At 42.3% G+C, this 13,538-nt stretch carries 12 protein-coding genes and 1 pseudogene; all 13 read left to right on the plus strand.

Annotation, left to right across the window (positions count from 1 at the left end):
- Positions 1-18 precede the first annotated feature (18 nt).
- The 13 genes and pseudogenes from O3636_RS06140 to lepA all read left to right on the plus strand — a co-directional run bounded on the left by O3636_RS06140 (position 19) and on the right by lepA (position 13,321).
- A pseudogene (locus O3636_RS06140) lies at positions 19-817 on the plus strand (formate/nitrite transporter family protein).
- A gap of 147 nt (positions 818-964) precedes the next feature.
- Positions 965-2,245: an O-acetylhomoserine aminocarboxypropyltransferase/cysteine synthase family protein gene (locus O3636_RS06145; RefSeq protein WP_371642226.1), complete on the plus strand. Its 1,281-nt coding sequence runs from the start codon at positions 965-967 to the stop codon at positions 2,243-2,245.
- Positions 2,246-2,340: 95 nt separating this feature from the next.
- A complete protein-coding gene (locus O3636_RS06150) occupies positions 2,341-3,615 on the plus strand; it encodes a DUF2130 domain-containing protein (RefSeq protein ID WP_125848598.1) in 1,275 nt (424 codons plus the stop codon).
- Positions 3,616-3,625: 10 nt separating this feature from the next.
- Positions 3,626-4,504, plus strand: coding sequence for a tRNA pseudouridine(55) synthase TruB (gene truB, locus O3636_RS06155; RefSeq protein WP_261012564.1), 879 nt, complete (start codon positions 3,626-3,628; stop codon positions 4,502-4,504).
- A gap of 110 nt (positions 4,505-4,614) precedes the next feature.
- Positions 4,615-5,253: a uridine kinase gene (gene udk / locus O3636_RS06160; RefSeq protein ID WP_001181377.1), complete on the plus strand. Its 639-nt coding sequence runs from the start codon at positions 4,615-4,617 to the stop codon at positions 5,251-5,253.
- 127 nt (positions 5,254-5,380) lie between these two features.
- Positions 5,381-6,721 carry an exodeoxyribonuclease VII large subunit gene (xseA, locus tag O3636_RS06165; RefSeq protein ID WP_371642229.1) on the plus strand — a complete coding sequence of 447 codons (1,341 nt, stop codon included), beginning with the start codon at positions 5,381-5,383 and terminating at the stop codon, positions 6,719-6,721.
- Complete coding sequence (locus O3636_RS06170) at positions 6,699-6,911, plus strand: exodeoxyribonuclease VII small subunit (RefSeq protein ID WP_000043226.1); 213 nt, start codon at positions 6,699-6,701, stop codon at positions 6,909-6,911. The genes xseA and O3636_RS06170 overlap by 23 nt, the downstream gene beginning before the upstream one ends.
- Positions 6,908-7,783 (plus strand): polyprenyl synthetase family protein, encoded by an 876-nt coding sequence (locus O3636_RS06175; protein WP_371642231.1) that lies wholly within the window; start codon positions 6,908-6,910, stop codon positions 7,781-7,783. The genes O3636_RS06170 and O3636_RS06175 overlap by 4 nt, the downstream gene beginning before the upstream one ends.
- Positions 7,776-8,591, plus strand: a complete 816-nt coding sequence (locus tag O3636_RS06180) for a TlyA family rRNA (cytidine-2'-O)-methyltransferase (protein ID WP_001041084.1) — start codon at positions 7,776-7,778, stop codon at positions 8,589-8,591. The genes O3636_RS06175 and O3636_RS06180 overlap by 8 nt, the downstream gene beginning before the upstream one ends.
- Entirely contained in the window at positions 8,584-9,015 is a 432-nt protein-coding gene (locus O3636_RS06185) for an arginine repressor (RefSeq protein WP_001034395.1), read from the plus strand. The genes O3636_RS06180 and O3636_RS06185 overlap by 8 nt, the downstream gene beginning before the upstream one ends.
- 6 nt (positions 9,016-9,021) lie before the next feature.
- On the plus strand, positions 9,022-10,689 hold the full coding sequence (gene recN / locus O3636_RS06190; protein ID WP_371642233.1) for a DNA repair protein RecN: 1,668 nt from the start codon (positions 9,022-9,024) through the stop codon (positions 10,687-10,689).
- 1 nt (position 10,690) lies between these two features.
- Positions 10,691-11,419, plus strand: a complete 729-nt coding sequence (locus O3636_RS06195) for a serine/threonine protein phosphatase (protein ID WP_261025791.1) — start codon at positions 10,691-10,693, stop codon at positions 11,417-11,419.
- A 78-nt stretch (positions 11,420-11,497) separates the two neighbouring features.
- Entirely contained in the window at positions 11,498-13,321 is a 1,824-nt protein-coding gene (gene lepA / locus O3636_RS06200) for a translation elongation factor 4 (RefSeq protein ID WP_001047207.1), read from the plus strand.
- Positions 13,322-13,538 lie beyond the last annotated feature (217 nt).

Raw genomic sequence — 13,538 nt, forward strand, 5'->3', positions numbered from 1 at the left:
AATTTTTAGGAGTTTATTATGGTTTCTTCAGAATTTATCTCAAAGATTGAATTTGCTTGCAAGAAGAAAGAAAGTCTTTATAGCCAAAGCAAATTTAAGTATGCGATTCGTTCTATGTTTGCAGGTGCATTTTTAACCTTCAGTACAGCTGCTGGTGCAGTTGGGGCTGACTTGATTAATAAAATTGCACCAGGTAGTGGACGTTTCCTCTTCCCCTTTGTCTTTGCTTGGGGATTGGCCTACATTGTTTTCTTAAATGCCGAGTTGGTAACATCAAACATGATGTTCTTGACTGCTGGTAGTTTCTTGAAAAAAATCTCTTGGGAGAAAAACAGCTGAGATTTTACTTTACTGTACCTTGTTTAACCTTATCGGAGCCTTGATAGCAGGTTGGGGCTTTGCCCACTCAGCAGCTTATGCACATCTGACTCACGATAGTTTCATTTCAGGGGTTGTTGAGATGAAGTTAGGCCGCTCAAATGAATTAATCTTGCTTGAGGCGATTTTGGCAAATATTTTCGTAAATATTGCGATTCTTTCATTTGTTTTGGTCAAAGATGGTGGTGCCAAACTTTGGCTTGTGTTGTCAGCAATTTACATGTTTGTATTTTTAACAAACGAGCACATTGCGGCGAACTTTGCTTCTTTCGCGATTGTAAAATTCAGTGTTGCTGCTGATTCAATTGCTAACTTCGGTGTTGGGAATATGCTTCGCCACTGGGGTGTAACCTTCATTGGAAACTTTATCGGAGGAGGTCTTTTGATGGGTCTTCCATATGCCTTCCTCAATAAAAATGAAGATACTTATGTAGATTAAGGAAATGAGCACGATTGATTCGTGCTTTTTTCATTTTTAAAATAGAGTAATAGCTATTTCTTATATCAAAATATAGAAAACTGATATTTGTAAACTATAACTTAAGGTGCTACAATATCCTTAATCAAACTATTTGGAGGTCGTTTTATGACTCGTGATTTTAAATTTGAAACCTTGCAATTGCATGCTGGTCAAGTTGTGGATCCCGCTACCAAGTCTCGTGCAGTGCCGATTTATCAAACAACATCTTTTGTTTTTGATGACACGCAGGAAGGTGCAGATCTTTTTGCCTTGAGAAAACCAGGGAACATTTATACTCGTATCACCAACCCTACAACAGCTGCCTTTGAAGAAAGAATTGCTGCCCTTGAAGGTGGTGTTGGAGCTCTTGCAACAGCATCAGGTATGGCCGCAGTGACTTATACGATTTTGGCACTTGCCCACGCTGGTGACCATGTAGTAGCAGCCTCAACTATTTACGGTGGAACCTTCAATCTCTTGAAGGAAACCCTTCCTCGTTATGGTATCACAACAACCTTTGTCGATGTGAATAATTTGGAAGAAGTGGAAGCAGCTATCAATGACAATACCAAGCTTGTCTTGATTGAAACCTTGGGGAATCCCTTGATAAACATTCCTGACTTGGAAAAATTGGCTGAGATTGCTCATAAACACCAGATTCCACTAGTTTCGGATAATACCTTTGCAACACCTTATTTGATTAACGTTTTTTCTCACGGTGTAGATATTGCCATTCACTCTGCGACTAAGTTTATCGGTGGGCATGGTACGACTATTGGAGGAGTGATCGTCGATAGTGGTCGTTTTGACTGGGCGGCTTCAGGGAAATTCCCTCAATTTGTTGAGGAAGACCCTAGCTACCACAATTTGAGCTATACTCGTGATGTAGGTGCGGCTGCCTTTATTATCGCTGTTCGTGTTCAATTGCTCCGTGATACAGGTGCAGCCTTGTCGCCATTTAATGCCTTCCTCTTGCTCCAAGGACTTGAAACCCTTTCACTTCGTGTGGAACGCCATGTGCAAAATGCTGAGAAAATTGTTGATTTTCTTGTCAACCATCCTAAGGTAGAAAAGGTAAACTATCCAAAACTTGCAGACAGTCCTTATCATGCCTTGGCTGAGAAATATTTGCCAAAAGGTGTGGGTTCAATCTTTACCTTCCATGTCAAAGGTGGGGAGGCCGAAGCCCGCAAGGTAATTGATAATTTGGAAATCTTCTCTGACCTAGCAAACGTAGCAGATGCTAAATCGCTTGTTGTTCATCCAGCTACAACCACTCACGGTCAATTGTCAGAAAAAGACCTAGAAGCAGCAGGAGTCACACCAAACCAAATCCGCTTGTCTATTGGACTTGAAAATGTAGATGATTTGATTGAAGACTTGCGCTTGGCCTTGGAAAAAATTTAAAGAAAAAGAAGTTAAACAGTGGGTTTCGACTCACTGTTTTTGATTTTCCCTTAGGCATGATATAATGGTTACAGAAGTCTAGAAAGAGGAACGATATGAACGAAATCAAATGTCCCAACTGTGGGGAAGTCTTTACAGTAAATGAGAGCCAGTATGCTGAACTTTTATCCCAAGTGAGAACGGCAGAGTTTGATAAGGAACTACATGATCGGATGAAGCAGGAACTGGCCTTGGCTGAGCAAAAGGCCATGAATGAACAACAGTCTAAACTAGCTCAAAAAGACCAAGAAATTGCGCAATTACAGAGTCAAATCCAAAACTTTGATACAGAAAAAGAACTGGCCAAGAAAGAGGTTGAACAGACAAGCCATGAGGCCTTATTGGCTAAGGACAAGGAAGTACAGGCCTTGGAAAACCAATTGGCCACCTTGCGTTTAGAGCATGAAAATCAACTACAGAAGACCCTCTCTGACCTAGAAAAAGAACGAGACCAGGTTAAAAACCAGCTTCTTTTACAAGAAAAAGAAAACGAGCTTTCTCTTGCTTCAGTTAAGCAAAACTACGAAGCTCAACTCAAGGCAGCCAGTGAACAAGTCGAGTTTTATAAGAATTTTAAGGCTCAACAATCTACAAAAGCGATTGGGGAAAGCCTAGAACAGTACGCAGAGAGTGAATTTAACAAGGTCCGTAGTTTTGCCTTTCCAAATGCTTACTTTGAAAAGGATAACAAGGTTTCAGCGCGTGGGTCTAAGGGTGACTTTATTTTCCGTGAATGTGATGAAAATGGGGTCGAAATTATTTCCATCATGTTTGAAATGAAAAATGAAGCGGACGGAACAGAGAAGAAGCACAAGAATGCAGATTTTTACAAGGAATTGGACAAGGACCGTCGGGAGAAGAACTGTGAATATGCGGTTTTGGTGACTATGCTTGAGGCCGATAATGACTACTTTAATACGGGGATTGTTGATGTCAGCCACGAGTATGAAAAGATGTATGTGGTTCGTCCTCAATTCTTTATCCAGTTGATTGGGCTCTTGCGTAATGCTGCGCTTAACTCTCTTAAATATAAGCAGGAGTTGGCTTTGGTACGTGAGCAAAATATCGACATTACTCATTTTGAAGAAGACTTGGATGCCTTTAAACAGGCCTTTGCTAAGAACTATAACTCAGCTTCGACTAACTTTGGCAAAGCTATTGATGAAATCGACAAGGCCATCAAACGCATGGAAGAGGTTAAGAAATTCCTGACAACATCTGAAAACCAACTCCGTCTGGCTAATAATAAGCTGGAAGATGTTTCTGTCAAGAAATTGACACGTAAAAATCCAACCATGAAAGCGAAGTTTGAAGCACTGAAGGGGGAGTGAGAAAGCAAATATGAACGGTATTATCAACTTAAAAAAAGAAGCGGGGATGACCTCGCATGATGCGGTTTTTAAACTGCGTAAGATTTTGGAAACTAAGAAGATTGGTCATGGTGGGACCTTGGATCCGGATGTGGTGGGTGTTTTGCCCATTGCGGTTGGCAAGGCGACACGCATGGTCGAGTTTATGCAGGACGAGGGCAAGGTCTATAAGGGGGAAATCACTCTGGGCTATTCCACGACGACTGAGGATGCCAGTGGAGAAGTGGTCGCAGAGACACCTGTTTTATCGCCCTTGGATGAAAAGCTTGTTGATGAAGCAATCGCCAGTCTGACAGGACCTATTACTCAGATTCCACCTATGTATTCGGCTGTCAAGGTCAATGGTCGTAAGCTTTATGAGTATGCGCGTGCTGGCCAAGAAGTAGAACGTCCAGAACGTCAGGTGACCATTTATCAATTTGAACGAACAAGTCCAATTTCTTATGAGGGTCATCTTGCACGCTTTACTTTTCGTGTGAAATGCAGTAAGGGAACTTATATTCGTACCTTGTCTGTTGACTTAGGAGAAAAATTGGGTTATGCGGCCCATATGTCTCAGTTAACTCGTACTAGTGCAGCTGGTTTGCAACTAGAAGATGCTCTTACCTTGGAAGAAATTGCTGAAAAAGTGGAGGCTGGTCAATTAGACTTTCTCCATCCTCTAGAGATTGGGACAGGCGACCTTGTCAAAGTTTTCCTATCCCCAGAACAGGCTACAGAAGTACGCTTTGGTCGTTTTATCGAGCTAGACCAGACAGACCAAGAATTAGCTGCCTTTGAAGATGATCAATTGCTAGCCATTCTAGAAAAACGGGGCAATCTCTACAAGCCAAGAAAGGTTTTTATCTAATCTAACTGGAGTGTGGGGATGGAATTCTTCCCCTTGACTATCCAAATCAGACTATAAATTTTGCAAAAAATGTGATAGAATAGACGACGGATAAAAAAACGGAGGATAGCATGCAAAATAGACCAATCATTATCGGAGTGACAGGTGGTTCTGGTGGTGGTAAGACCAGTGTTTCAAGAGCCATTTTATCGCACTTTCCTGATGAAAAGATTTCCATGATTGAGCATGATTCATACTACAAGGATCAGTCTCACTTGACCTTTGAAGAGCGTGTCAAAACCAATTACGACCATCCTTTTGCCTTTGATACAGACTTGATGATCGAGCAGATTAAGGAATTGTTGGCAGGGCGTCCGGTGGACATCCCGACTTATGACTATACAGAGCATACACGAAGCAGCAAGACCTATCGTCAGGAGCCTCAAGATGTCTTTATCGTTGAGGGGATTTTGGTCTTGGAGGACAAGCGCCTACGCGATTTGATGGATATCAAGATTTTTGTGGATACGGATGATGATGTGCGCATTATTCGTCGTATCAAGCGCGATATGGAAGAGCGTGGCCGTAGCCTTGATAGCGTTATTGACCAGTATTTAGGTGTGGTTAAACCAATGTACCACCAGTTTATCGAGCCAACCAAACGTTATGCTGATATCGTCATTCCTGAGGGAGTCAGCAATACAGTTGCTATCGACCTGTTGACGACCAAGATAGAAAAGATTTTGGAAGAAGCTCGAAATAGCAAATAATCAGATGTGGAGGCCTTGCCTCCTTTTTCTATTTTTCTCTCATCATGGTACATAAATGGAGATTTTTAGGCATATTTTTGGTATAATAATACCCATGAAAGAGCAAGAAAATGAGTAGTAGGTGGAGATGGAAAAGTATTTATCGGTAACAACTTTGACCAAGTATCTGAAAATGAAATTCGATAAAGACCCTTATTTGGAACGGGTCTATTTAACTGGTCAAGTTTCCAACTTTCGTAAACGACCTACTCACCAATATTTCTCCCTAAAAGATGACCATGCAGTTATTCAAGCGACTATCTGGTCTGGGATTTATCAGAAATTAGGCTTCGACCTGGAAGAAGGGATGAAGATCAATGTGATTGGGCGTGTGCAAGTCTATGAACCAAGTGGTAGCTACTCCATCATCATTGAAAAGGCAGAGCCTGATGGGGTTGGGGCGCTTGCGATTCAGTTTGAACAACTCAAGAAAAAATTGACAGAAGAAGGCCTGTTTCAAGAACGCTTCAAGCAAGCTCTGCCCCAATTTTCTAAGAGAATTGGTGTAGTGACCAGTCGCAGTGGAGCCGTTATTCGAGATATTATCACGACCGTCAGCAGGCGATTTTCAGGTGTTGATATCCTTCTCTATCCGACCAAGGTTCAAGGAGATGGAGCAGCAGAGGAAATAGCACGGAATATTGCGCGTGCTAATCAACGGGACGATTTGGACTTGCTCATTATTGGTCGTGGTGGAGGTTCCATAGAGGATCTCTGGGCCTTTAACGAAGAAATTGTGGTACGAGCCATTTTTGAATCTCGTTTACCAGTTATTTCTAGTGTGGGACATGAGACGGATGTGACCTTGGCAGATTTTGTGGCAGATCGACGAGCTGCAACGCCAACAGCGGCTGCTGAACTAGCAACACCTGTGACCAAGTTGGATTTATTAGCTCATTTGCAAAATCAAGAAAAACGGATGGCAACAGCAGTCCGAAATGTCCTATCGAAGAAACAAGAAGCTTTGAAAAAATGCAGTCAGTCTGTTATCTTTAGACAGCCAGAGCGTTTGTATGATGGCTATTTGCAACGCTTGGATCAACTGCAGCTGCGCTTAAAACAAAGTTTGCGAACACGGATTTTTGATAGCAACCAACTAGTACAAGCAAGGACGCATCAACTGGTCCAATTATCACCTATTACCAAAATCCAACGCTATCAGGACCGGCTTGCTCAGTTGGACAAGCTCCTACGTAGCCAAATGGCGCTGATTTATGATGCCAAGGTTGCTGAAGTGAAGCGACTTTCGGAAGCCTTGTTAATGTTGGATACCAGTCGAATCGTGGCGCGTGGTTATGCTATTGTCAAGAAAGAAGAGTCCGTTGTAGATTCGGTTGAGAGTTTGAAGAAAAAAGACCAAGTGACGCTTTTGATGCGAGATGGTCAAGTAGAATTAGAGGTTAAAGATGTCAAAACAAAAGAAATTTGAGGAAAATCTAGCAGAACTGGAGACAATTGTCCAAAGTTTGGAAAATGGTGAAATTGCTCTGGAAGATGCGATTGCGGCTTTTCAAAAGGGTATGGTCTTGTCAAAAGAGCTCCAAGCGACGCTGGACAAGGCTGAAAAGACCTTGGTCAAGGTTATGCAAGAAGACGGAACAGAAAGTGATTTTGAATGAAGAAGCAAGAAAAATTAGCTCTTGTCGAGTTGGCCTTGGAAGATTTTTATGGAGACCAGCAGTTTGCCTCTAGTTTGCGAGAGTCTGTTCTCTATTCTATTCATGCTGGTGGAAAGCGTATTCGTCCTTTTCTTCTGTTAGAAGTTCTGGAAGCCTTGCAGGTGGCTATTAAACCGGCTCACGCACAGGTTGCTGCGGCCTTGGAAATGATTCATACAGGGAGCTTGATTCACGATGATCTTCCAGCTATGGATAATGATGATTACCGTCGGGGACGATTGACCAATCATAAGAAATTTGGAGAAGCAATGGCAATTTTGGCAGGAGATGCTTTATTCCTAGATCCCTATGTCATGATAGCGCAGGCAGATTTACCAAGTCAAATCAAGGTGGACTTGATTGCTAACTTATCCTTTGCTTCAGGTAGTCTGGGAATGGTTGCAGGGCAAGTTTTAGATATGGAAGGCGAACACCAGCATTTGTCTTTGGAAGAACTCCAGACCATTCATGCTAATAAGACTGGAAAACTATTAGCTTATCCCTTCCAAGCAGCTGCTATTATAGCCGAATTGGCACCTGAGGTGCAGGCAAAACTGAAAACTGTAGGTGAATTGATTGGGCTTGCTTTTCAAGTTAGAGATGATGTGCTAGATGTGACAGCTAGTTTTGAGGAAATTGGCAAGACACCTCAAAAGGACCTACAGGCTGAAAAGTCAACCTACCCAGCCTTATTGGGCTTGGAAGAGGCTATTGCCTTTTGTAACCAAACCTTGGATCAAGCTAATGCCAAATTAGAAGAAATTGCCCAGCAGATTCCCTTTGAAACAGAATCGATTGTAAAAGTAGTAGAAAGTTTGAGAATCAATGGCTAAGGAAAGAGTGGATGTACTAGCTTATAAACAGGGCTTGTTTGAAACGCGAGAGCAGGCCAAGCGCGGTGTCATGGCTGGCCTAGTCGTAGCAGTCCTTAATGGAGAACGGTTTGACAAGCCAGGAGAGAAAATTCCAGATGACACCGAGCTGAAACTCAAGGGTGAAAAACTCAAGTATGTCAGCCGTGGTGGCTTGAAATTGGAAAAGGCCTTGCAGGTCTTTGATTTGTCAGTGGAAGGGGCAACAACGATTGATATCGGTGCTTCTACTGGAGGATTTACTGATGTCATGTTGCAGAATGGTGCTGAGTTGGTCTTTGCAGTTGATGTTGGTACCAATCAGTTAGCTTGGAAATTACGTCAAGACCCACGAGTAGTCAGCATGGAGCAGTTCAATTTCCGCTATGCTGAAAAGACTGATTTCGAGCAGGAACCGAGCTTTGCCAGCATTGACGTGAGTTTCATTTCCCTCAGCCTTATTTTACCGGCCTTACACCGTGTGTTATCTGATCAAGGTCAGGTTGTGGCTTTGGTTAAGCCGCAGTTTGAGGCAGGCCGTGAGCAGATTGGGAAAAATGGAATTATTCGCGATGCCAAGGTCCATCAGAATGTCCTTGAATCTGTCACAGCTATGGCAGTAGAGGAAGGATTTTCAGTTCTTGGTTTGGACTTTTCTCCCATCCAAGGTGGTCATGGTAATATTGAATTTTTAGCGTATTTGAAAAAAGAAGAGTCAGCAAGTAATCAGGTTCTTGCTGAAATTGAAGAAGTAGTAGAGAGGGCGCATAGTCAATTTAAAAATGAATAAAAAAGAGAGACTTGAAAAAATTAGACGATTTGTGACAGATTATCAAATCGGTACACAAGAAGAAATTGTAGAACACTTGAAAGAGGCAGGTATCAGTGCCACTCAGGCAACGGTATCACGAGATATCAAAGAACTGGGGATTGTCAAAATTCCTTTGAGAGATAACACCTATGTCTATGAATTGCCAAAATCAATCGTAAAAAGTTTGCAACTAGCTGAAGACAATATCGAATCGGCAGAATTGATGGACAAGATGATCAATCTCCAAGTTATCCCTGGAAATACAGCTTTTGTAAAAGCTCAGTTAACCGAGACTTTTGCGGACAAGATTTTTAGCTGTTTAGCTGATGATAGCTCGATTTTAGTCATTGCCAGAAGTGAAAGTCTAGCTGAGGAAATCTTTGAACAAGTAAAAAATTGGTAGGTCTATATGTTACTTGAAATTTCGATAAAAAACTTTGCCATTATTGAGGCTATTTCCCTCAATTTTGAAAAGGGAATGACTGTCCTGACTGGTGAAACAGGTGCAGGGAAGTCAATTATCATTGATGCTATGAATATGATGTTGGGAGCTCGTGCGACGACAGATGTTATTCGTCATGGTTCACCAAAAGCAGAGATTGAGGGACTTTTCTCAGTTGAAAATAGTCGACTTTTGCAGGAAATTTTTGATGAGCAAGGTTTGGAATTGGGTGATGAGATTATCATCCGTCGGGAAATTCTGCAAAATGGTCGAAGTATCAGCCGTGTAAATGGCCAGATGGTCAATCTGTCTGTTTTGCGTGCTATTGGGCAACATCTGGTTGATATTCACGGTCAACATGACCAAGAAGAGTTAATGCGGCCCCAACTTCATATTCAAATGTTGGATGAATTTGGCGATGTGGCTTTTTGGGACTTGAAAGAAACCTATCAAACGAGTTTTGATGCCTATCGAAAAATGCGCAAGCAGGTTCTGGAAGTCAAGAAAAACCAGCAGGAACACAAGACACGTATCGAGATGTTGGAATTTCAAATGGCAGAGATTGAGGCAGCAAACTTGCAAGCAGGGGAAGACTTGGCTCTTAACCAAGAGCGAGATAAACTCCTCAACCATAAAAATATTGCGGATACGTTGACCAATGCCTATAGCATGTTGGACAATGAAGATTTTTCAAGTCTGGCCAATGTTCGTTCGGCCATGAATGATATGGAAAGTGTCGAAGAGTATGACCCTGAATACCGTGAAATTTCAAGCTCTCTGTCTGAGACCTACTATGTCTTAGAAGATATAAGCAAACGTTTGGAAGCAATCATTGAGAACCTTGATTTTGACGGCAATCGTCTTATGCAGGTTGAGAATCGTTTGGATCTCCTTCATACCATTACCCGTAAGTATGGTGGGACTGTAGACGATGTCTTGCTTTATTTTGCCAAGATTACGGAAGAATACAATCTCTTGACAGGTAATAATCTTTCGTCTGAGGACATGGAAGCAGAGCTCAAGAAACTGGAAGTCAATCTTGTTGATTTGGCAGGTCAGCTTGCCTCTGCTCGTCATGATTTAGCTCAGCAGCTTGAAGCTGAGATTAAACAAGAACTGCAGGACCTCTATATGGAAAAAGCCCAGTTTCAGGTTCGTTTTAGCAAGGGCAAATTCAGTCGTGAGGGAAATGAAATGGTTGAGTTTTACATTTCAACTAATCCTGGTGAAGACTTTAAACCCTTGGTTAAGGTTGCGTCTGGAGGTGAATTATCTCGTCTCATGCTAGCCATTAAGTCTGCCTTTTCTCGTAAAGAAGGCAAGACCAGCATAGTCTTTGATGAGGTGGATACAGGAGTTTCAGGTCGTGTAGCTCAGGCTATTGCACAGAAGATTCACAAGATTGGCCAGCATGGTCAGGTTCTGGCTATTTCCCATTTACCACAAGTTATTGCGATTGCGGATTATCAATTCTTTATTGAGAAGATTAGCAATGACCATTCAACAGTTTCGACTGTTCGTCTCTTGACTGTTGAAGAGCGCGTGGAAGAAGTTGCTAAGATGTTAGCAGGTGATGATGTGACAGAAGCTGCCCTGACGCAAGCCAGAGAATTGTTGAGAAACAGGGAGAAATAAGATGACAGACTATTATGTAATTGGAGATGTTCACGGAAAAGCTGGGATGCTGGAAGCCCTTCTCAAAACCTGGGATGGTCAGACCCAGTTGCTCTTTCTAGGGGATTTGATTGACCGTGGTGAGGATAGTCGCCGTGTTCTAGAAATGGTCAAGGACTTAGTGGACAATCAAGGGGCTATCTGTTTATCTGGAAACCACGAGTATATGTTTCTGACTTGGCTCGATGACCCAGAAGAAAGCTATGATCACTATCGTCGCAATGGTGGAGATACAACCATTAACTCTATCCTAGGTCGTCCCTTGGATGCACCAGTTGATGGAGTGGAGGATGCCAAGCGGGTGGCTACTGAAGCAGCAGATTTAGTCGAATTTATTCGTCAAATGCCATTTGTGGTAGAAACAGATAAGTATATCTTTGTTCACGCAGGTATTGATTTGACCTTGGACGACTGGCATGAAACCACAGATTATAAAAAAGTCTGGCTTAGAAAACCATTCCACGAAGCTGCCAATCATACCGGGAAAACCATTGTCTTTGGTCACACACCAGTTTATGGCTTGTTACAGCAAGAGCGTGGTACAGCTGAGCTTTGGATGACGGAAGATGGTAAGATTGGGATGGATGGAGGAGCTGTCTATGGTGGTGTCCTTCATGGAATTGTCTTTACTGACCAAGGAATGACAGAACACCACTTTATCGAAAATGACGGCTTTGTCGCTGAAGATTAGTACTCCTAGCAGGGTATGGTCTTGTCAAAATATCAAAAACAATTTATAATAAATAGATACCCTGAAAGGAAGAGAATCATGAACTTAGAAGAATTGAAAAAACGACAGGAGAAGATCCGTAACTTCTCTATTATCGCCCATATTGACCATGGGAAATCGACTCTAGCAGACCGCATTTTGGAAAAGACAGAGACAGTATCCAGTCGTGAAATGCAGGCCCAGCTTTTGGATAGCATGGATCTAGAGCGAGAACGTGGGATTACCATTAAGCTCAATGCCATTGAGCTGAATTATACTGCAAAAGATGGGGAAACTTATATTTTCCACTTGATTGACACACCAGGACACGTAGACTTTACCTATGAAGTTTCACGTTCACTAGCTGCCTGTGAGGGAGCGATTTTGGTAGTCGATGCTGCCCAAGGGATTGAGGCTCAAACCCTTGCCAATGTTTATCTGGCCTTGGACAATGATTTGGAAATCATGCCAGTCATTAACAAAATTGACCTACCAGCTGCAGATCCTGAGCGCGTGCGTACAGAGATTGAAGATGTCATTGGTTTGGATGCCAGTGAAGCAGTTTTGGCTTCTGCCAAGGCTGGTATTGGTATTGAAGAAATCCTTGAGCAAATCGTAGAAAAAGTGCCAGCGCCAACAGGTGATGTGACGGCACCACTGAAGGCCTTGATTTTCGACTCTGTTTACGATGCCTACCGTGGGGTTATCCTCCAAGTGCGTGTCATGGATGGGGTGGTTAAACCTGGCGATAAGATTCAGCTTATGAGCAATGGCAAGACTTTTGATGTGACTGAGGTTGGAATTTTTACTCCTAAGGCAGTTGGTCGTGATTTCCTTGCGACTGGTGACGTTGGTTATATTGCGGCTTCTATTAAGACGGTTCAGGATACGCGTGTGGGTGATACCGTTACCTTGGCAACCAATCCTGCGGCAGAGCCATTACATGGCTACAAGCAGATGAATCCTATGGTCTTTGCGGGTCTCTATCCAATTGAGTCAAACAAGTACAATGACCTGCGTGAAGCCCTTGAAAAATTGCAACTGAATGATGCTAGTCTTCAGTTTGAACCAGAAACATCTCAGGCACTTGGATTTGGTTTCCGTTGTGGTTTCCTTGGACTTCTCCATATGGATGTTATCCAAGAACGTTTGGAACGCGAGTTCAACATTGACCTCATCATGACAGCTCCGTCTGTTATTTACAAGGTCAATTTGACAGACGGTGAGTCTATGGATGTGTCTAACCCATCTGAGTTCCCAGATCCTACCAAGATTGCGACCATTGAAGAGCCTTATGTTAAGGCGCAAATCATGGTACCACAGGAGTTCGTAGGAGCAGTGATGGAGCTAGCTCAGCGCAAGCGAGGGGACTTTGTGACTATGGACTATATTGATGATAATCGTGTCAATGTTATCTATCAAATTCCACTGGCTGAAATCGTCTTCGACTTCTTTGATAAACTCAAGTCTTCAACACGTGGTTATGCAAGCTTTGACTACGAATTGTCAGAGTATCGCCCATCTAAGCTGGTGAAAATGGATATCCTTCTCAATGGAGACAAGGTGGATGCTCTCAGCTTTATCGTTCACAAGGATTTTGCCTACGAACGTGGAAAACTCATCGTTGATAAACTTAAGAAAATCATCCCTCGTCAACAATTTGAAGTTCCAATCCAAGCAGCAATTGGACACAAGATTGTGGCTCGTACTGATATCAAAGCCCTTCGTAAGAACGTACTTGCCAAGTGTTACGGTGGTGACGTTTCTCGTAAACGTAAACTCCTTGAAAAACAAAAAGCTGGTAAGAAACGTATGAAAGCTATCGGATCAGTAGAAGTTCCACAAGAAGCCTTTCTTAGCGTCTTGAGCATGGATGAAGAATAAGTTGTTTAATTTCATTTCCTTCTTCATAGGAAATTTATATAAGAATCAATCGTAAAGCAGGCTTAAATGGTCTGCTTTTTTAATTTCTAGAACAGAAAAAATGTTTGAAATGTTTGTTTATGTGTTTGTTTTTTTACAACAAACCATAAAAACAACAAAAATATAAAAAAAGAGACAAAAAACAACAGAAAATCGTTGACAACGGTTTCATATAGTG

The sequence above is a fragment of the Streptococcus sp. 27098_8_76 genome, from assembly GCF_041432315.1.
In the GTDB taxonomy this organism is placed as follows: domain Bacteria; phylum Bacillota; class Bacilli; order Lactobacillales; family Streptococcaceae; genus Streptococcus.